This window comes from Streptococcus pluranimalium (assembly GCF_002953735.1).
In the GTDB taxonomy this organism is placed as follows: domain Bacteria; phylum Bacillota; class Bacilli; order Lactobacillales; family Streptococcaceae; genus Streptococcus; species Streptococcus pluranimalium.
Window position 1 is genome coordinate 192,889 of the sequence record NZ_CP025536.1, and the last position, 20,136, is coordinate 213,024.

17 protein-coding genes and 1 pseudogene are annotated in these 20,136 nt (G+C 39.2%); 13 read left to right on the plus strand and 5 right to left on the minus strand.

What is annotated here, in order from left to right; genetic code table 11:
- Positions 1 to 2: 2 nt before the first annotated feature.
- On the minus strand, positions 3 to 1,274 hold the full coding sequence (locus C0J00_RS01045; RefSeq protein ID WP_104967151.1) for a toxic anion resistance protein: 1,272 nt from the start codon (positions 1,272 to 1,274) through the stop codon (positions 3 to 5).
- Positions 1,275 to 1,297: 23 nt separating this feature from the next.
- Positions 1,298 to 1,480 (minus strand): annotated as a pseudogene (locus tag C0J00_RS10730) (hypothetical protein); the annotation flags it as partial.
- Positions 1,481 to 2,679: 1,199 nt separating this feature from the next.
- Between C0J00_RS10730 and C0J00_RS01055 the strand changes: the two are divergent.
- The 5 genes from C0J00_RS01055 (at position 2,680) to lacD (ending at position 8,926) form a co-directional block, all read left to right on the plus strand.
- Positions 2,680 to 3,972, plus strand: a complete 1,293-nt coding sequence (locus C0J00_RS01055; protein ID WP_104968795.1) for an adenylosuccinate synthase — start codon at positions 2,680 to 2,682, stop codon at positions 3,970 to 3,972.
- Between the two features lie 370 nt (positions 3,973 to 4,342).
- On the plus strand, positions 4,343 to 5,389 hold the full coding sequence (locus C0J00_RS01060; RefSeq protein WP_104967153.1) for a BMP family lipoprotein: 1,047 nt from the start codon (positions 4,343 to 4,345) through the stop codon (positions 5,387 to 5,389).
- A 607-nt stretch (positions 5,390 to 5,996) separates the two neighbouring features.
- On the plus strand, positions 5,997 to 6,716 hold the full coding sequence (locus C0J00_RS01065; RefSeq protein ID WP_104967154.1) for a GntR family transcriptional regulator: 720 nt from the start codon (positions 5,997 to 5,999) through the stop codon (positions 6,714 to 6,716).
- A 42-nt stretch (positions 6,717 to 6,758) separates the two neighbouring features.
- Positions 6,759 to 7,934 carry an SIS domain-containing protein gene (locus tag C0J00_RS01070; protein WP_104967155.1) on the plus strand — a complete coding sequence of 392 codons (1,176 nt, stop codon included), beginning with the start codon at positions 6,759 to 6,761 and terminating at the stop codon, positions 7,932 to 7,934.
- An 8-nt stretch (positions 7,935 to 7,942) separates the two neighbouring features.
- Complete coding sequence (gene lacD / locus C0J00_RS01075) at positions 7,943 to 8,926, plus strand: tagatose-bisphosphate aldolase (protein ID WP_104967156.1); 984 nt, start codon at positions 7,943 to 7,945, stop codon at positions 8,924 to 8,926.
- Between the two features lie 96 nt (positions 8,927 to 9,022).
- On the opposite strand, the gene C0J00_RS01080 is transcribed toward lacD, so the two are convergent.
- Positions 9,023 to 10,537, minus strand: a complete 1,515-nt coding sequence (locus C0J00_RS01080; protein WP_233995879.1) for an IS1182 family transposase — start codon at positions 10,535 to 10,537, stop codon at positions 9,023 to 9,025.
- 130 nt (positions 10,538 to 10,667) lie between these two features.
- Positions 10,668 to 11,384 (minus strand): GntR family transcriptional regulator, encoded by a 717-nt coding sequence (locus C0J00_RS01085; RefSeq protein ID WP_104967158.1) that lies wholly within the window; start codon positions 11,382 to 11,384, stop codon positions 10,668 to 10,670.
- A gap of 139 nt (positions 11,385 to 11,523) precedes the next feature.
- On the opposite strand from C0J00_RS01085, the gene C0J00_RS01090 reads away from it, so the two are divergent.
- The 5 genes from C0J00_RS01090 to C0J00_RS01110 all read left to right on the plus strand — a co-directional run bounded on the left by C0J00_RS01090 (position 11,524) and on the right by C0J00_RS01110 (position 16,041).
- A complete protein-coding gene (locus C0J00_RS01090) occupies positions 11,524 to 13,314 on the plus strand; it encodes a glycoside hydrolase family 35 protein (RefSeq protein WP_104967159.1) in 1,791 nt (596 codons plus the stop codon).
- On the plus strand, positions 13,311 to 13,796 hold the full coding sequence (locus tag C0J00_RS01095) for a PTS system mannose/fructose/N-acetylgalactosamine-transporter subunit IIB (RefSeq protein WP_104967160.1): 486 nt from the start codon (positions 13,311 to 13,313) through the stop codon (positions 13,794 to 13,796). Before C0J00_RS01090 ends, C0J00_RS01095 begins: the two co-directional genes overlap by 4 nt.
- 126 nt (positions 13,797 to 13,922) lie before the next feature.
- Positions 13,923 to 14,825 carry a PTS mannose/fructose/sorbose/N-acetylgalactosamine transporter subunit IIC gene (locus tag C0J00_RS01100; RefSeq protein WP_104967161.1) on the plus strand — a complete coding sequence of 301 codons (903 nt, stop codon included), beginning with the start codon at positions 13,923 to 13,925 and terminating at the stop codon, positions 14,823 to 14,825.
- Positions 14,812 to 15,621 (plus strand): PTS system mannose/fructose/sorbose family transporter subunit IID, encoded by an 810-nt coding sequence (locus C0J00_RS01105; protein WP_104967162.1) that lies wholly within the window; start codon positions 14,812 to 14,814, stop codon positions 15,619 to 15,621. Before C0J00_RS01100 ends, C0J00_RS01105 begins: the two co-directional genes overlap by 14 nt.
- An 18-nt stretch (positions 15,622 to 15,639) precedes the next feature.
- On the plus strand, positions 15,640 to 16,041 hold the full coding sequence (locus tag C0J00_RS01110) for a PTS sugar transporter subunit IIA (protein ID WP_104967163.1): 402 nt from the start codon (positions 15,640 to 15,642) through the stop codon (positions 16,039 to 16,041).
- Between the two features lie 133 nt (positions 16,042 to 16,174).
- Here the strand turns inward: C0J00_RS01110 and C0J00_RS01115 are convergent, their stop codons facing one another.
- Entirely contained in the window at positions 16,175 to 17,047 is an 873-nt protein-coding gene (locus C0J00_RS01115) for an RluA family pseudouridine synthase (RefSeq protein WP_104967164.1), read from the minus strand.
- A 248-nt stretch (positions 17,048 to 17,295) separates the two neighbouring features.
- On the opposite strand from C0J00_RS01115, the gene pbp2a reads away from it, so the two are divergent.
- The 3 genes from pbp2a to secE are packed head-to-tail and all read left to right on the plus strand — an operon-like array spanning position 17,296 to position 19,940.
- The gene (gene pbp2a / locus C0J00_RS01120) at positions 17,296 to 19,551 is read left to right on the plus strand and encodes a penicillin-binding protein PBP2A (RefSeq protein ID WP_407697196.1); all 2,256 of its coding nucleotides are present in this window, start codon (positions 17,296 to 17,298) and stop codon (positions 19,549 to 19,551) included.
- Positions 19,552 to 19,599: 48 nt separating this feature from the next.
- Positions 19,600 to 19,752 (plus strand): 50S ribosomal protein L33, encoded by a 153-nt coding sequence (gene rpmG, locus C0J00_RS01125; protein WP_104967166.1) that lies wholly within the window; start codon positions 19,600 to 19,602, stop codon positions 19,750 to 19,752.
- Between the two features lie 11 nt (positions 19,753 to 19,763).
- Complete coding sequence (secE, locus tag C0J00_RS01130; protein WP_104967167.1) at positions 19,764 to 19,940, plus strand: preprotein translocase subunit SecE; 177 nt, start codon at positions 19,764 to 19,766, stop codon at positions 19,938 to 19,940.
- The last annotated feature ends 196 nt before the right edge of the window (positions 19,941 to 20,136 follow it).

Below are 20,136 nucleotides of genomic sequence, written 5' to 3' on the forward strand. Positions count from 1 at the left end.
TATTAATCTTTTTGACTTGTTTCTTCAGCTTCCACGTCTTTTTGGACTTCCTTGCCTTCGTTTAGGAGGGCTTGAACAATTTTTTGGTCACGGAGTTTGACGGAATCGTTGATGGTTTCAGCTGATTTGACGATGGCTGTTTCTAGTTGAGCACGTTGTTTACGTCCGTTGTCGATAGCAACGATGATGCCGTTATTTTGTTCAACAAGACTTTCAGCGAGTGCCGTAACAGATTCGATAGACATGGTTGGGCTTTGGGCAGAGCGCTCAAGAGCTGGAATAGCTTCTTTACTTGTTTGTGCTAACATTTCAAGAGCGGCGTTGTTAGCATTAACGATAGCATCTGCTGTTGCACCGGATTTGACAGACTGTTGCAGCATTCCTAATTGAGCGATTGATAGCTTCATGGTTGGGATTGTGTTGCGACGGAGCATGCCGAGTTTTTGGCGCATATCTGATGACACTTTGACGAGATTACGCATCTGTGGCGTGGTCGTCCAAGCCACGTAGAGGCGGCTCATGTACTCGGTATGTTGTTGTTCCAAGGTGTTGATGACTTCGGTCATGCGGGCTAATTCTTCGGATTTAGCGTGGAATTCTGGGTCAGCATTATCCAAGAGTGCCACTTGTTTTTGTAGTTCTCCGGCGCGTTTTGCCCCTTCATTTTGTGTGGCTTCGAGGAAGGCAATGACACCGACCAAGTTTTCGATGGATTCGGTGTTGTCTTCAATCAGCATTTCTGCGGATACGATATTTCGCGCCAAGGTTTCTTCGTGTTTGACGACGGTAGCAGCCATACTATCCATTTTTTGTTCGATATTTTTAGAGTCGAAGTAGAATTCTTGTAAGCTGGATTTGCTTTTGTTGAAGATTTTTTCGATAAAGTTTGGCTTTTTCTCCAACTCTGCTGGTTTGACATCCTTGTACTTAGAAATGAAGCCGTTTAGTTCACGGTTGGTTGCAGCTAGTAGATCATCGACTTGTGGAATTTCTAGTTTTTTCTGTTCGGAGAGGATGTGATTAACAGTTTTGTTAACTTCCTCAACAGCTGAAGTACCAAAATCCAAGAGATAATTCTGGTCATCGACAAAGGCATCAACAAGGGCAGGAGCTTTGGCTTCGATAGCTGATTTTTGCTCTGGCGATAATTTCTCTAAAAAGGCAATTTGCCCAGTTGAACTTTCAGGTTCAGAAGCGATGATTTCAGTGGTTTTGTCTGTTTTAGCGACAGCACTATTTGCAATTTTATCAATATCAAAATTAAATTCAGCCATGTAAGTATCCTTTTCTTTCTAATTTATATTTTGTCACGCATCATGCGCAGACTGACGTCAAAATCTTTGAGCCCCGATTCGTTGAGTTGACGAAGGGTTTCATCAAGTTCTAAGTCAAATTGCTCAAGAGCTATCTTAGCTTCAGACAATCGTTCTTCCGCATTGTAATACTCTTTTGGAGCTTCTTTGATTTTAAGATAGCCAGTGAGAATATCCTCGAAACGCCTCATATTGTTTTCGTGAAGGGCAGTCAGTTCAGCCTGATTATCAGCTTCCTTGATTTTTTCCGTAATAGCTCGATGATCACGCTGGATGTTATGGTAGATAGTAGTCAATTCTGGTGCTCGTTTAAGCAGTCTGGTTTCTTCCTCACTAGCGGGTTCTAAGTCAGTAGCGATATGAAGACGTTCCAACTGTAGGTTGACATCTGCCTTAACATCATTAGCTTTTTTAGTGACGCGACGATAGATTTTGAGGTCCATATCGTCTTTTAAAGCCTCTGATTCGGTCGTGATTTGGTCCAATTTCGGTAATAACTGGCGGGCTACAATGCTGTACTGTGTGTAATCTTGGTCGGCCAAGTAATTGTCCAAGAGCTTTACCTGACGGTCAGCCTGTTGGATAGTATCCTTTAAATCTTGTAATCGTAGGGTTGTATTTCGTCTTTGAAGAGCCGTTGGACGATTGGTTGCATAGTAAGTACCTAGTCCAGAGATGGCAATTAAGACGATGAGGATGACAATAAATTCCATGCACTACCAATCGCTTTCTAATCTTTTGAATGTAATAATATTGTACTCTAAAGGGGAATTGAAAACAATTTTTTAGCGATAAGTTATTAAGATTTATGCCAAAATAGGTTGTTTTCCTAATGAGATGATGCTACGAGTGATAAAAGGTAGCACACAATTGCTAGAAGAAAAAAATAGCGTTTAACTGTTGCTTAAGTCTAGCATAGAAGAATTAACTTCGTTAAATTGGGGAAAGTTGTCTTTACATCATCTTCTTAAAGTAATAATAAGAGATCAGTCTTTATCTTTTAACAAAGAAGTTTTCTTGTCACTGCAGAGTTACGTTTGAGACAGTAAGGGTATTATCTCACTTTTTGTTGTAAACGATATGGGCAAAGAATAAATTATCCTGACATTACTGTTGCCAAAGGTTGTTAATTTATCATAAGCGTGAATGGATTTTGGCTAAAAACATTCGGAATTTGAATTAATTTGAATAGCGAATGGTGAAGAGGTTATAGAAATCACCCGATTTTTATTGTTTTCTGGAAAAAGTTTTCGGTTTTTGCTATAATAAAGTGTAAGATAAACTTGCAGGTGAGATTCCTGCCAATAGTTTTTCAGAAAAGGAGCAGGGTTTCGCTCAGCTATTGGGCGCAGCCCGAATCAAAAATATGACATCTGTAGTTGTTGTTGGTACCCAATGGGGTGACGAAGGTAAAGGTAAAATCACGGATTTCTTGTCAGCTGATGCGGAAGTCATCGCTCGCTATCAAGGCGGTGACAATGCTGGTCACACAATCGTGATTGATGGTAAGAAGTTCAAACTTCACTTGATTCCATCAGGGATTTTCTTCAAAGAAAAAATCTCAGTAATCGGTAATGGTGTGGTGGTCAATCCAAAATCTTTGGTTAAAGAATTGAACTATCTCCATGAAGAAGGTGTAACGACTGATAACCTTCGGATCTCAGACCGTGCCCACGTTATCCTCCCATACCACATCAAGCTTGATCAGCTTCAAGAAGATGCTAAAGGAGACAACAAAATCGGGACAACGATTAAAGGGATTGGTCCAGCTTACATGGATAAGGCTGCGCGTGTTGGTATTCGTATTGCGGACCTTTTGGACAAAGAAATCTTTGCAGAGCGCCTTAAAACCAACTTGGCTGAGAAAAACCGCCTCTTTGAAAAAATGTATGAATCAGACCCATTGGCTTTTGATAATATTTTCGAAGAATACTACCAGTATGGTCAAGAAATTAAACAATATGTGACCGATACATCTGTTATCCTCAACGATGCTTTGGATGGTGGTAAACGTGTTCTTTTTGAAGGTGCACAAGGGGTTATGCTTGATATCGATCAAGGAACTTACCCATTTGTAACCTCATCAAACCCAGTTGCTGGTGGTGTGACTATCGGTTCAGGGGTTGGACCATCAAAAATCAATAAAGTCGTTGGTGTATGTAAAGCCTACACTAGTCGTGTTGGTGATGGACCATTCCCAACAGAATTATTCGATGAAGTTGGCGATCGTATCCGTGAAGTTGGTAAAGAATATGGAACAACAACTGGTCGCCCACGTCGTGTGGGATGGTTTGACTCTGTTGTCATGCGCCACAGCCGTCGTGTATCAGGCATTACCAACCTTTCCCTTAACTCAATCGACGTGCTTTCAGGTCTTGATACCGTCAAAATCTGTGTAGCCTATGACCTTGATGGCGAACGTATTGATTACTACCCAGCAAGTCTTGAGCAACTCAAACGTTGTAAACCAATCTATGAAGAACTTCCAGGTTGGTCTGAAGACATCACAGGTGTTCGTAGCCTAGAAGACCTTCCAGAAAATGCTCGTAACTATGTTCGCCGTATCGGTGAGTTGGTGGGTGTTCGTATTTCTACTTTCTCAGTAGGACCAGGACGCGAACAGACTAACATCTTGGAATCTGTTTGGGCGAATATTTAGGCTTTAGTCGCTTTGATTCTTCGTCGTCTACGGCTTACCTAACTTAAGTTATGCTTTCGCCTTGTCTCCTCACCTGAAAGCTCCTAAAGAATTAAATAATATTAGGGCTTTGGTTAATCTAAAACCTCCGTAGTCACACCCCCGTCAGGGCGACTAGAACGGTGAGTATCAGCGTTCAGACGACCAGAATAAATATAAGAACCTAATCAAAATAAGCTAATGAAATGTCATCAAACATTAAGGCTGGTTTTCTAGTCTTATCAAAAAAGTAAGTTTCCCTTTGTGGGGCTAGTGCGGTTTCTTAGGGGACTTGCTTTTTTGTGTTGTTTGATAAAAAATAAGGAATAGACAATTGAAAAAGGAAAAAATAATGAAAAAATCACTAATGACCGTAGGTGCGCTTTTGAGCGCGACTCTTCTGCTGGCTGCTTGTGGCAATCGTTCAGAGCGTTCTGAAAAAGATGTTAAAAATGACTTGAAAGTTGCAATGGTAACTAATGTAACTGGTATTGATGATAAATCATTCAACCAGTCAGCTTGGGAAGGTCTAACAGCCTGGGGTAAAGACAATGGACTTAAAAAAGGAAAAGGCTATGATTACTTCCAATCAGCTAGTGAGTCAGAATTTGCTACAAACTTTGACACAGCTGTAAGTAACGGTTATGGTTTGATTTTCGGAATTGGCTTCCCACTGCATGATTCCCTTGAAAAGGCAGCGTCAAGTAACCCAGATACCAACTTTGTCATCGTTGATGATGTCATCAAAGACCAAAAAAATGTTGCAAGTATCACCTTTGCGGATGATCAAGCAGCTTACTTAGCAGGAGTTGCTGCAGCTAAAACGACAAAGTCTAAAACAGTAGGATTTGTTGGAGGTATGGAAGGAGAAGTGGTTTCGCGTTTTGAAAATGGCTTCAAAGCAGGCGTAAAATCAATTGATGATAGCATCAAGGTGAAAGTTGATTACGCAGGGTCATTTGCCGATGCAGCTAAAGGAAAAACGATTGCTGCTGCCCAATACGCAGGTGGGGCAGATGTGATTTATCATGCGGCTGGTGCAACTGGTGCAGGTGTCTTCAGTGAAGCTAAAGACTTTAACGAACGCCAAAATGAAGCCGATAAAGTTTGGGTTATCGGTGTTGATAGCGACCAAAGCGCTGAAGGAAAATACACTTCTAAAGATGGCAAATCATCGAATTTTGTGTTGGCCTCAAGCATCAAAGAAGTTGGTAAAGGTCTTCAAATGGTAACAAAGGAAACACAAGATGGGAAATTCCCGGGTGGTAAAGTTAGAACCTTCGGCTTGAAAGAAGACGGTGTCTCACTAGTAACAGACAACCTCTCTGACGATGCTAAAAAAGCTGTCGAAGCTGCTAAAAAAGCCATTGTGGATGGTACAGTAACGGTTACTAAATAGGATGGAGTGCCGCAATAGACTATCAATTATTTTCTAATGTATAGAGAAGTTTAGGAATATAAAATCAAGATCATATCAACAAGTTTTAACCAAGACTTGTGGGTATGATCTTTTTAGTTAATTACAGCTTACGGCATTAAGGAAAAGTATAAAAGATGCGGACTTTTCTGGGTATATAGTGGACTTCATTGTCGTTTTGAATGAATTGTGATAGGACTTGCTACTAGATCCAGAAGAGTTTTGTCTTACGATGCTTTGTGAAATAGGTCTGACTGAGTATGACTGCTAGTGTAGTCTCATAAGCATTTTCCTTATTTAAGAGGAGCTTTCGGTTAAGCTGGCATTCGCTTTGTTTAAGCGTTATACTCAATGAAAATCTAAATCTGAAACCACTTAAGTACAAGGTGTAAATCTGGACGATTTACTAGGATAAGGAGACTCGAACCATGATTCTATATTCAGATTTTGCATTAAAATCAGTAGTAATTCACTTGAATCATCAGTCGATAATATATTTGGTATTATCTTTTTACTTGACAGATATTATTTATATATTATATACTATAAGTGGTTATAACAAGTTGAAATAGAAAGATGTTAAAAATTGATGTCAAATAAAAAACCTCTTTATCTAAAAATGGTGGATACTTTAGAGTTGACGATTCGTGATTCAATGGTCGCACATGAACGTTTACCCTCTGAAAGGGAATTGAGTGAGGATTTTGGTGTCAGTCGTATAACGGTTAGGCAAGCCCTAAAAGAACTAGAAGCTAGAGGCTTGATTTATAAGCTTCAAGGTAAAGGAACGTTTGTGTCAAGTATTGAACAAGTGAAAACGGATCTTGCTTCAACCTATAGTTTTACTGAGCAGATGAAGAAATTAGGTAAAACACCAAAGACACGGATTCTTTCTTTTGAAAAAGTCACTGTGACACCTTACTTAGCTTCTTATTTGAATATGGAAGTAGGAAGTGATGTATTTGAGTTAGAACGCTTACGTCTAGCTGATGGTTTTCCAATGATGTTTGAAAGAACTTATATCCCAGTTTCACCTTTTGAGAATTTGGAAAAAGATTTACTTGCAAAGAAACCATTATATGATATCTTCACCCAAGATTTTGAACAAAAAATTCGTATTGCGGAAGAAGAGTTTGCAGCAAGTATTGCATTGGATTATGAGGCTGACCTTTTAAACATTAAAAAAGGCTCTGCTGTCTTACATGTGACACGGCACACTTATAATGACAAAAATGTATTAATCGAATTTACGTTTAGTATTGCCCGTGCAGACCAATTTCGTTATCGCATTACACATTACCCATCTTAAACGATGATGTACTAGTAACTTTATTATAGGAGGAGGTTGTATATGTTTCAATTATCAACTGAAGAACTTACCAAGCTTGGTGCAGAAATTACAACACGTGAAATCAAGCAACAGCCAAAACTTTGGCTAGAGGCTTTGTCAACTTATCAATCACAGAAAGATAAGATTGATTGTTTTCTTGCTGATATCATAGCCTCGGCTAATGGTAAAGCTGTAAAAGTAATGTTTACAGGTGCAGGTACTTCTGAATATGTAGGCAATAGCATTGCAAGTTATCTACAAACAAATGGTGATAGGGAACATTTCTTATTTTCGAGTGTTGCAACTACTGATATTGTAGCTGCGCCGCATTATTATTTTTATCCGGAAGATACGGTCTTGTTGGTTTCATTTGCAAGAAGTGGTAATAGTCCTGAAAGTTTGGCTGCGGTTGAGTTGGCGAATCAATTGATTGATAATATCTACCACCTAACCATTACTTGTGCGCCAGAAGGAGAATTGGCCAAAGCAGCTCATTCTCAGGATAATAATTTTTTATTACTGCAACCACAAGGATCGAATGATGCTGGTTTTGCTATGACAGGAAGCTTCTCATGCATGATGCTTTCAGCCTTATTAGTATTTGATAGAAGTATTGATGAGAATCAGAAAAAAAACTATGTTGATACGGCAGCATCTCTAGCTGAGAGTGTTATCAATCGTGAACAAGAGCTACAAGAATTGGTTGATTTAGACTTTGATCGTCTTGTTTATATTGGGTCAGGAAGCTTATCAGGTTTGACTAGAGAGGCTCAATTAAAAATTTTAGAATTAACTGCAGGTAAAATTGTAACCGTTTTCGACTCATCGATGGGATTCAGACACGGGCCCAAATCCTTTGTAAATGATAAGACGATTGTGATTGGTTTCGTTAATAACCATACTTATGTACGCCAGTATGATTTAGATATTTTGGAAGAAGTAGAAGCGGATAAAATTGCCATCAAAACCTTGGCTTTAGCTCAGGATGGTGCTACAGCTTTTTCTGGACAAACATTTGGCTTTGCTTCTGATGTATTGTTACCGGATGCCTATTTAGCTTTGCCGTATATTTTTGTGGCTCAAACGATTGCTTTATTATCCTCAATTAAGGTAAATAATCTTCCTGATACACCGTCTGCAAGTGGAACAGTTAACCGTGTTGTTAAAGGTGTAACCATTCACGATTACAAAGCTTAGGAGAAGTTATGCTAATGTTAACCAAAAACAAACGTCGCTACATGACACAACTAAGCCAAAATGGTGTGATTTCAGCCCTAGCCTTTGACCAACGCGGGGCGCTCAAACGCATGATGGCGCAACATCAGACAGAAGAACCAACGGTTGAGCAAATCGAAGAACTCAAAAGCCTTGTTTCAGAAGAGCTCACCAAGTACGCATCATCTATCTTGCTTGACCCTGAATACGGTCTACCAGCGACCAAGGTTCGCCATGAAGAGGCAGGCTTGCTGCTAGCCTATGAAAAAACAGGTTATGATGCGACCACTACTAGCCGCTTGCCAGACTGTCTTGATGTTTGGTCAGCTAAGCGTATCAAAGAATCAGGTGCAGATGCCGTGAAGTTCCTTCTTTACTACGATGTCGATGGCGATGAAGCTGTCAATGACCAAAAGAAAGCTTACATTGAGCGCATTGGTTCAGAATGTCGAGCAGAAGATATTCCCTTTTACCTTGAAATTTTGACTTATGATGAAAGCATTTCAGATAATAACAGCCCAGAGTTTGCGAAAGTGAAAGCTCACAAGGTCAATGAAGCCATGAAGGTCTTTTCAGATGAACGCTTTGGTGTGGATGTGCTTAAGGTAGAAGTTCCTGTCAATATGAACTTTGTGGAAGGCTTTACAGATGGCGACGTTCTCTTTACCAAGGAAGAAGCTGCGCAAGCCTTTAAAGATCAAGAAGCCTCAAGTGACTTACCATACATTTATTTGAGTGCAGGTGTTTCAGCGAAACTTTTCCAAGAGACCTTGCAGTTTGCAGCAGCATCAGGCGCTAAGTTTAACGGAGTGCTTTGTGGCCGTGCGACGTGGGCGGGCGCAGTACCTGTTTATATCAAAGAGGGCGCAGATGCAGCACGCGAATGGTTGCGTACAGAAGGTTTTAAGAATATTGATGACCTAAACAAGGTGCTTGCGGATACCGCGAGCTCTTGGGAAGAAAAGGTGAAATAATCTTTCTAATTAGGAAAACAAAAAGAGTCTGGGACAAAAAGATTTCTCAGCTATAAAAATAGAGATTCACTTTTGGTGAGTCTCTATTTTTTAGTTTCATGCAACTTTCTTATTAAACTTGAGGAGGTTATTGGCCATGAGGACCAATCCCATATCAATTTTGACTTTCCGTTTTCCTCTCAGGTTACAACGTTTATAACCCAAACAAGCCTTTATCTGACCAAAAACAGGTTCCACATCAATCTTGCGTTTCGCAAAGATGTGACTGCCTTCATCAGATAAAAGCGATTGTCTTTCTTTTTCTTTTAACTCCAGGTACCTCTTGTTGATATAGAGACATTTTTGAGGAGCTAGCTCTGGTTCTTCTGCTTGATAAATGGTTATTTCTTGTTTAAAACCTGTCTCCGTCTTTCGAACTTGTTTCTTCGTGAAATGATAAATCCAGTCGTCAGGATGTATATAAGTATCCGTTTTGGCATCATAAGACCAATTCTTCAGATTTTTATCAGAGTGGTGATAACTTCTTTTTTGTTCCTTATCAAAGAGGCCGTATTTAATCAGGTGATCAACTCCCATCTCATCTAAGCTCAGAAGATTCTCTTCACTTCCATATCCTGCATCAGCGACAATCCTTTTCAGCTCATGAGGGTAGGAATCTAAAAAAGGGAGTAAGGTTCTCGTATCTGTTGGATTTGGAAAAACATCGTAGTGAAGAACAAATTGATTTTCGGTAGCGATTTGGAGGTTGTAACCGGGTTTGAGTTGACCTTTTTTCATGTGGTCCTCTTTCATTCTCATGAAAGTGGCATCGGTATCTGTTTTTGAAAAGCTGTTTCGCCCTTCAAATGTCATCTGATAGTTCTCATATTTCTCTGTCCGTACCGCAAAATCATTTTTCACTTTCTTTAGGACTTTCTTAAGTTGACGTCGCTTAGTTTTACGGTTGTCTGGTCCTTTGACTGGGCTTTCCTCAATATTCTGACTCAAATGAGAAAGTTCTTCTTCTAGTACTTGAGCGAAATTCATTAACTGTTCTGAAGTAATATCTTCCTGTTCATCTCGCTCAATGGCTTGATGAATAAGAGGCCATATTTCTTCTTGAAAATAGACTTGCATCTTTTCTTGGAGAGTGACAGAAAATTTATCAACAGCTTTCTTCCAAACGAAGCTATACTTGTTGGCATTGGCTTCAATCTTAGTACCATCAATATAAAGGCAATCTAATGTCACCAATTTTTCCAATTTTAATTGGACACTAAGATCAATAAAGAGTTGCCTTATGAGTTCTTCTATCCCATCAGAGACACGAAAGCGATTAATGGTACGGTAACTGACAACTAGCTGCCCTGTCAAATAGTGCATACCTAGATTTTCTACCATCAATTTTTCAATCTTTCGACCAGAGAAGACCCCTTGAGTGTAGGCAAAAAGAAGGGCAGATAGAAGTAACTTGGGATGATAAGAAGGTCGACCAAAGTCATGATAAAAGGTTTGAAAGTGATATTCTTCTAGTGAGTTAACCACTTTTTCAATAGTAAAGACAATATGATCTGGTGGTAAGACACAAGCAATTTCTAATGGTAAAGTTGTTTGATTTGTGTTATAGTGAATATGCATGAGATAGCCTTTCTAAAGTGTTTTTTTGTCAATTCTATTTTATCAAGACTATCGCAAGCATGCAAAAAGCAACGACAAAAATCGTTGCTTTTTTTATGGAGTCAACTGACTTTTGTCCCAGACTCTAGTCATTTGAGGATATTTTGAATTTGAAATACTCCCAATGCTTATAAGTTTCTATGTACTCTAAAATACGGTTACTTTCACGATTTTTAGTAGTTCTAAGCTGCAGTACACTAGGTTCAAAGTCATTTAGTTGTAAGGCTTTTTTAATTTTAGTAGGAATATTCAAACAAATTTCGTTGGTTTCTTCAAAAGCTTGATCTGTCATAATGATATGAAAATCTTCTTCAAAACGATTGTAAATAGATTGAAATTCTTGTAAATCAGCATTGGGATTTTTGATAAAATCATGTGGTAAATAAGTTTGGTGGTAAATAAAGGGCTTCTCTTCTGCAGTTCTTAATCTTGTAATTTGATAGTAATACTCAGTTTTATGAAGATTTAACTTTTCGAGATAATAAGGGTTATTGCCCTTAGTGATGGACAAAACTTGAACGTTTTCTTGATTTGGGCAGAATAGCTCTATGTCAGAAAATTTAACAAGAACTTCGCGTCTTGAGCGTGCAACAAAGGTTCCAATCCCTTGCTTGCGCTCTACTAAACCCTCCTTTTTTAGTTCATCCAGAGCTCGGATAGCAGTGATCGAGCTAACCTGAAAAGAATTTGCAATTTCAGATTGGGTATGAAATCTATCGCCTTCAGAGAAATCTCCTGATAGAATTTGCTTTTTTAAAATTTCTTTTAGCTGTAGGTATTTCGGTTCTTTTTGTTTTTTCATGATTCTCCGCTTTCTTTTTAATGTTATTATAGCAAAAAAAAATTAAAAAATATTGGCACGAACTACTTGATATAACAAGATATAAATGTTAATATAATGATATAAAGTAAGCGTTTACAAATAAATAAAAGGAGAATTTATGAAACGATTTGTTGTCAAAGATGACTTCTATTTAGACAATAATCCTTTTAAAATTTTATCAGGTGCCATTCATTATTTCCGTATTCCCCCTGATAACTGGTATCACTCCTTATATAATCTTAAAGCACTTGGGTTTAATACTGTAGAGACCTATGTTCCTTGGAATATGCACGAATCAAAAGAAGGTGAGTTTGACTTTACAGGAATTCTAGATTTAGAAAAATTTCTGGCGATAGCTCAGGATTTAGACTTGTATGCTATTGTTAGACCTAGTCCATATATTTGTGCAGAATGGGAGTTTGGAGGTTTACCTGCGTGGTTATTAGCAAAAGACGTGAGAGTTCGCTCCAGTGACCCCAAATTTTTAAATTATGTGGAACGTTATTATAAGGTTCTTCTTCCAAAATTGGCAAAACATCAATTGGATCAAGGTGGTAATATTCTCATGTTTCAGATTGAGAATGAATATGGTTCTTATGGAGAAGATAAGACCTATCTAAGATGTTTGAAAAAGTTAATGGAAGATCAAGGCCTAACGGCTCCTTTCTTTACCTCAGATGGAGCATGGCAAGCGACATTAAAGGCGGGAAGCTTGATTGACGATGGGGTTCTCGTAACAGGTAATTTTGGCTCAAAGGGTAAGATTAATTTTGCTAATATGAAAGCCTTCTTTAAACAGCATAATAAAGAGTGGCCCCTCATGTGTATGGAGTTTTGGGATGGTTGGTTTAATCGTTGGAAAGAGCCGATTATACGTAGAGAACCGGAAGAATTAGCTGATTCAGTAATGGAAGTTCTCAAAGAGGGAAGTATTAATCTCTACATGTTTCACGGGGGAACCAATTTTGGTTTTATGAACGGAACCTCAGCTCGTCGCAACAAAGACCTGCCGCAAGTAACTTCTTATGACTATGATGCGATTTTAGACGAGGCAGGTAACCCCAGTCCGAAGTTCTATGCGCTACAAAGAAGACTTAAAGAGGCCTACCCCGATTTAGATTATAGGGAACCACTTATAAAAGAGACTATGGCAATAGACCAGATTCCATTGGTAGCTAAGGTAGCATTAAAAGATACCATTCATAACTTATCAAGAGCTTCACGTGATTTTTACCCAAAAAGTATGGAGGCCTTAAGTCAGCCAACAGGTTATATCCTATATCGAACACAGTTGCCAAAAGATAAGGAAGAAGAAAGGCTGCGAGTCATTGATGCTAGGGATCGTATTCAAGTTTTTGTGGATGATGAAAAAGTGGCTACTCAATATCAAGAAGAAATTGGTGGCGATATCATGGTTAAGCAAAAAACAAATCTTAGTCAGGTGGATATCTTGGTTGAGAATATGGGACGTGTGACTTACGGGCACAAACTGGAAGCACCGACGCAAAGCAAGGGATTGGGTCGTGGATTGATGGCTGATCTTCACTTTGTAGGAGAGTGGGAGCAGTATCCTTTGCCACTAGATAATATCTCAGATATTGTCTACGCTTCAGAGTTTGAATGGCAAGAAGGATTACCAGCCTTTTATAGATTTGAATATGATTGCCCAAATCCTAAAGATACTTATTTAAACTTGTCTCATTTTGGTAAGGGAGTAGCCTTTATCAATGGCTATCATCTAGGTCGTTTTTGGCAGGTGGGACCCACCCTCTCTCTCTATCTGCCAGCTAGTTTCATGAAAAAAGGAAGGAATGTAATTACGATTTTTGAAACAGAAGGTATTTATCAAACACAGTTAGCACTCACTCATAAACCATTATATAAGGAAATAGAAGGAGAAAAATTATGACAATTGTTGCAGCACGTATTGACGGACGCCTCATTCATGGGCAAGTAGCTAATCTTTGGACGACTAAACTCAATATCAGTCGTATCATGGTTGTTGATAATGACATTGTGAATAATGATTTAGAAAAAACAGGATTAAAGTTAGCAACACCAGCTGGTGTTAAACTCTCTATCTTGACTGAAGAAAAAGCAGCTACTAACATTTTGGCAGGTCGTTATGATTCACAAAGACTTTTGATTGTTGCACGCAGACCGGATCGTTTCTTATCTCTGATTGAGAAAGGCGTGACGATACCAGAATTGAATGTAGGGAATATGTCGCAAAGTTCTGAAACACGCTCTGTGACACGTTCTGTTAACGTTGTGGATGAGGATATTGTAGCATTTGATGCTATTCAAGGGCATGGCACTAAAATCATCCATCAAATGGTGCCGAATGATAGTGCTCAAGATTTTATGAGTTTGTTAAACAAAGTTCGTTAGTTTCTAAAAAAATGTAACCGCTAACACCTCTTTTGGTTTTAGCAAATATTGCATGCTGTAGAGAGTCGTGAGAGAATGATTTCTCTGACTTTCTTTCTTATTTATATTTTATTAGGAGGTTTCATCATGATTGAATGGTGGCAAATTCTACTACTTACTCTCTATTCAGCTTATCAAATTCTTGATGAGTTGACGATTAACTCATCGGCAGGCTCACCTGTATTTGCTGGCTTTATGTCAGGTTTAATTATGGGAGACTTAGCAACTGGACTTTTGATAGGTGGTAGTCTTCAATTAATGGTACTCGGTGTTGGAACGTTTGGTGGTGCATCACGTATTGATGCGACATCAGGTGCAGTACTTGCGACAGCTTTTTCAGTTGGTCAAGGTATTAAACCGGAATTGGCTGTTTCAACAATCGCCGTACCGGTAGCAGCACTCTTAGTTTACACTGATATTCTAGGACGCTTCTCAACCACTTACTTTGCACATCGCATCGATAAGCATGTTGAGAACTTTAACTACAAAGCTATTGAACGTAATTATCTTTTAGGGGCAGTACCGTGGGCTCTTTCTCGTGCACTTCCTGTCTTTCTAGCTCTTGTCCTTGGTGGTGGTGCTGTTGAAGCAATGGTAAATACAATTGCGGATTATCAATGGATCGCTGACGGTTTGACCCTTGCTGGTAAAATGCTTCCAGGTCTAGGATTTGCTATTTTACTACATTACTTACCAGTTAAGAAAAACTTGCACTATTTAGCTCTTGGTTTCGGTTTGACAGCAATGCTGACTACTCTATATGGAAACTTACAAACAGTTTCAACGACTTTGGGTGGTATTATCGGTGAATCAGGACTAAAGGAAACCGTTTTTGACGCAGCACCATTTAAAGGTCTTCCAATGATTGGTATTGCTATTATTGGTGCAGCTCTTGCGACGCTACATTATAAGAATGGGCAGAATGTGACAGTAGTGGAACAGACAACAGTGTTATCAGAAAGTGGGGAAATTGAAGATGACGAAATCTAATTATAAATTAACCAAAGCAGATTTTAATCAAATTAATAAGCGTAGTCTCTTTACTTTCCAATGGGGTTGGAATTATGAACGTATGCAAGGTTCAGGCTATCTTTACCTCATTTTGCCTCAGCTTCGAAAAATTTATGGAGATGGAACGCCAGAATTGAAAGAAATGATGAAAACTCATGTTCAATTCTTTAATACATCAAACTTTTTCCATACGATTATTACAGGTATTGATTTAGCTTTAGAAGAGAACGAAGGTGTCGCTTCTAAAGATGCTGTCAATGGGGTGAAAACGGGTTTGATGGGGCCATTTGCTCCTATTGGTGACTCACTGTTTGCTTCACTCGTGCCATCAATCATGGGATCCATTGCAGCATCACTAGCAACAAATGCTAACGCTATTGGTGTCTTCCTATGGGTAGCTGTGAATATTGCAATCATGATTTTCCGTTGGAAACAATTGGAGTTTGCTTATAAAGAAGGTACCAAATTGGTAACAACGATGCGCGATAAACTAGGTGCACTAGTGGATGCGGCTTCTGTTATGGGGGTTTTCATGGTTGGTGCCTTGATTGCAACAATGATTAATTTTAAATTCATTGCTGAACCACATATCGGAGATAAGGTCATCAATATTCAAGATCTGTTTGATCAAATCTTCCCTCGTTTGGTACCAGCACTGTTTACAGGTTTGGTTTTCTGGCTACTAGGTCGCAAAGGGATGAGTTCTACAAAAGCTATTTTGATTATCATCATTTTTGCACTTTTGATGTCATATTTCAAAATTTTAGGCGTTTAATGTTAGTAGGAGGAAAAATTGGTAAAATCATTAATACTACTAAGTCATGGTCATTTCAGCGAAGAATTGAAAAAAAGTACAGAAATGATTATGGGACCACAAGATACCATTCATACCGTCGGTTTGCTACCTGAAGAAGGGGCACAAGATTTTGAAGAAAAATTAAGGGATACCATCAAAGATTTAGATGATTATGTGGTATTAGCCGACTTGATGGGTGGAACACCTTGTAATGTCGCTGGTAAGCTGCTGATGCAAGATTATCAGTTTGACTTGTATGCTGGTATGAATATGCCTATGATTATTGGCTTTATCAATAGCAGTCTAACAGATGAACCTATTGATTTAAAACAGTTTGGAGCGGAGAATATTCATAAAGTGAATGACCTTTTAAATAGTTTTGATGACGAAGACGAGTAAAATAGAAGTATTTTCTTTCACCCCTCTCAACTAGTCTTTCTAATCATTGCAAAAGGCCTAAAAATATCAGAAAAGCCCATCACGCAAAATGAAAATCAGGTGATGGGTTTTTCCTTTTTTTATCATTCGGAGTTCATAAGTGATATCGTTTCAACTGTTTTTCAAAGCTATCGGATGTCGCTTTGACGGTGATTTTTTCCAAGGTTAGGGGATGAGTGAAGCTAAGTTGGTGGGCATGAAGCATGAGGCGTCCTTGAGGTTTGGAATGGTAGAGAGGATCGCCTTGAATAGGGTGACCGTTATAACTGAGGTGGACACGGATTTGATGGGTTCGTCCTGTATCGAGTTGACAGTTAATAAGGCTTGTTTTGCTGAAAGCCTTTAGGGCCTGAATGTGTGTGATTGCTTTCTGGCCGTTTCGTGGATCGACCACACGTTTACGACGATCATGTCGATGGCGTCCGATAGGTTGACGGTAGGTCAGTTTTTTATCTGAAAAATGCCCATCAACCAAGGCCCAGTATTGGCGCTTGATGTCTTTGTTCTCCAAGAGTCGATTGAGAATAGGCAGGATAAAAGGATTCTTAGCGAAAAGCACAGCGCCACTAGTTTCCATATCGAGACGGTGAACGACATAGCAAGTCTGCCCCACAAAGGCGGAGACATGATTTAAAAGAGCAATCTCAGTGGGTTCGTTACCGTGCGTCTTCATACCCTCGGGCTTGTCGACAATGATGATGTGTTCATCCTGATAGAGGCAGTCCACAAACTCGGCTCGTCCCCAAGGGATCTCTTTTTTGGGGTAATCCTCCTCATCGAAAGTGAGTTCAACAGTGTCTCCCAAGGCCACTTTACTTTGCCAGTTAATCAGCTCCTTGTTGACACGAACGTGCTTTTTGGTCCGCAGGAAGTGCCTTATCTTACGCGGGATTAAAAAATGGTCTTCTAAAAGTTCCTTAACCGTGGTTTCGGTATAAGGGTTTTGAATGGTTACCGTAAAAGTCATAGGATTATTATAACATCTTGTCTGCTAATCCTTAACTGAAACTTACTTGTAAGCTTGGTAACAGTTTTTTTAGGAAAATCTCTATGGAAAATTGATATAATAGGCTTATGACAATATTTGAAAAATGGAAAACGAGCCTAAAAAGTCTTCTGTCAACGGATAAAGAGGTTGATGAGCATGATTCAGATGTTTATGATTTGGATGATCTTGGAAATTATTCAGATAGTCGAAATGTTGATGAGACGCAGATTTATCAAGGTTTTGCAGAGAATGGCTCTAAGGAAAATAAAGAAAAATCACGACGATTTGATCGGTCAAGTCGTCATAAGGAAAGGAGTCACCATGGGCAGGGGCATAAGTTAAGCCTCTTGGATCGACTAGTCAAAAAGTACCCCAAGTTAGCTATTTTGCGCAAGATTATCCCAGCGAGGGATTCTTGGATTAGACGTTTTTGGCGCCGATACCACATTGGTAAAATTCTCCTCCTGATAGGGGCGATTTTTAGTTTAGTTATTGGTTCTTACCTTTTTTACTTGGCTAAGACAGCAGATGTGGAAGATTTACAGTCAGCTTTGAAGGCAACAACACTGATCTATGATAAGAATGAAGAGCAGGTTGGTAGTCTATCTGGACAAAAGGGGACATATGTAGAGTTAGATGCTATCAGTGATAACCTTAAAAAAGCTGTTATTGCTACAGAAGATAGAAGCTTCTATAAAAATAATGGTATCAACTTTTCTCGTTTCGCCTTAGCCCTGGTAACGATGGGGAAATTCGGGGGTGGCTCAACCATTACTCAGCAGTTGGCTAAGAATGCTTATTTATCGCAAGAGCAGACAATTACTCGTAAGGCTAAGGAGTTCTTCTTAGCGCTAGAATTAACCAAACAATATAGCAAGGACGAGATTCTCACCATGTATCTTAACAATGCTTATTTTGGCAATAGTGTTTGGGGAATTGAAGACGCTAGTCGTAAATACTTTGGCGTTAGTGCCGCAGAGTTGACCTTGGAGCAATCAGCTACTTTAGCAGGGATGCTCAAGGGACCTGAAATATATAATCCAATTTATTCCCTTGAAAATGCGACGAACCGCCGCAATACAATTCTGAGTGTCATGGTGAATGCCAAGGCGATTAGTCAAGCTGAAGCTGATCAAGCAGCTAGTGTCGATATTTCCAGTGAACTTGTAGATAATTATAATGGCACTTCAGATACTTATCAGTACCCTTCTTATTTTGATGCCGTCATTCAGGAAGCCATTCAAAAATATGGTCTCACCGAAGATGATATTGTTAATAAAGGTTATAAGATTTACACGGAATTAGACCAAAACTATCAAGTAGGGATGCAATACGTTTATGACGAGCCCTCTTATTTCCCTGTTGCTGAGGATGGCGAATCATCTCAGAGTGCAAGCGTAGCCATGGATCCTAAGACGGGAGCGGTCAGAGGTTTGGTCGGTCGTGTGTCTAGTACGAGTCAATCTTTTAGAAGTTTTAACTACGCGACGCAATCTAAGCGTAGTCCAGGATCTGCTATAAAACCGCTTGTCGTCTATGCTCCAGCAGTTGCTAATGGTTATTCGATTAATAAATCTTTACCAAATACACCGATTGATTATGATGGCTATAGACCAGAAAATTTTGGTGGATATGAATCTGAAGATGTGCCGATGTACCAAGCCTTGGCTAATTCTTATAACGTCCCAGCTGTTTATCTCTTAGATAAAATGGGGGTTTCAAAGGCATTTAGCTACGGTAAGAAATTCGGTCTCAATATGTCAGGAGCTAATCGTGAGTTGGGTGTTGCTCTTGGTGGTAGTGTCACCTCGAATCCTCTTGAAATGGCTCAAGCTTATTCGACTTTTGCTAACGACGGTGTCATGCCTAAGGCTCACTTGATTACCCGAATTGAAACAGCCAGTGGTAAAATCATTAAGCAGTTTAAAGAATCCAATCAGCGTGTTCTTAGTCAGAGCGTCAGCAAAAAAATGACCAGCATGATGTTAGGAACTTTCTCTAATGGTTCAGCGGTTAATGCTAATGCTTACGGCTACACGATGGCTGGTAAGACTGGAACGACAGAGACAGAGTTTAACCCGGATTTAACTAGTGACCAGTGGGTAATTGGCTATACGCCTGATGTTGTGTTAAGTCAATGGATAGGGTTTGACAAAACTGATGAGAATCATTATCTTAGCGACGCGAGTTCGGGTACGGCATCGACTATTTTTAGTGCAGTGGCTAGTAATGTTTTACCTTATACGGAAGGGTCGGTATTTGATGTCGAAAACGCTTATGTTTCAGATGGCTTAGTGCCAACCTATACAGCCAATCCTGAAGAAGCTAAAGAAAGCTCAGCCCCGAGTGTTTCAAATATTTTCGATAATCTCAAAAGAGGTGCTGAATCTGCTAAAAATACCTTTGATAAAGCTGTCAAAGATGCTAATCTTGAAGATAAGGCTCGACAAGCATGGAATACTATTGAAGGTTGGTTAAACTAACTTGCCACAATTCTTAAAATATGGTAAAGTAAAGGTTACGGAGGCGTTATGGCACAGAAAAAAGCAAGCCTAGCGTGTGGAGAGTGTGGAAGTCGTAACTACTCTATTGGAGTTTCTAGTAATCCTAAACCTACACGACTAGAAGTTAATAAATTTTGTAAACATTGTCAAAAGTATGCAATACATAAAGAAACAAGATAGGAGTTGAAACAGTGAAATTTATCCCGGGTCTTTTTAGAGTTTTGAAAGATACAACATGGCCAGATCGTAAACAACGTTGGAAAGATTTTCTCGCTGTTATAGAATACACTGTCTTCTTTACAATCATTATCTTCTTATTTGATAAGTTGGTTTCAACAGGTATTGTATCAGTGTTGGACATCTTTTAAGAAAAATAAGTTGGGAAACCAGCTTATTTTTTTGTTTTCCTAGTCAAATAATGAGCAAGTATGATATAATGAAGACATCAATTTAGCCCATATAGGCTTTTTATTATGCCATTTTAGGGCACAAGGCTTGAAGGCTCGGCTATAAGACTTCTTGTACAAGTTGGTAACTGTCTAGAGTCTCTTATTTGAAGATAAG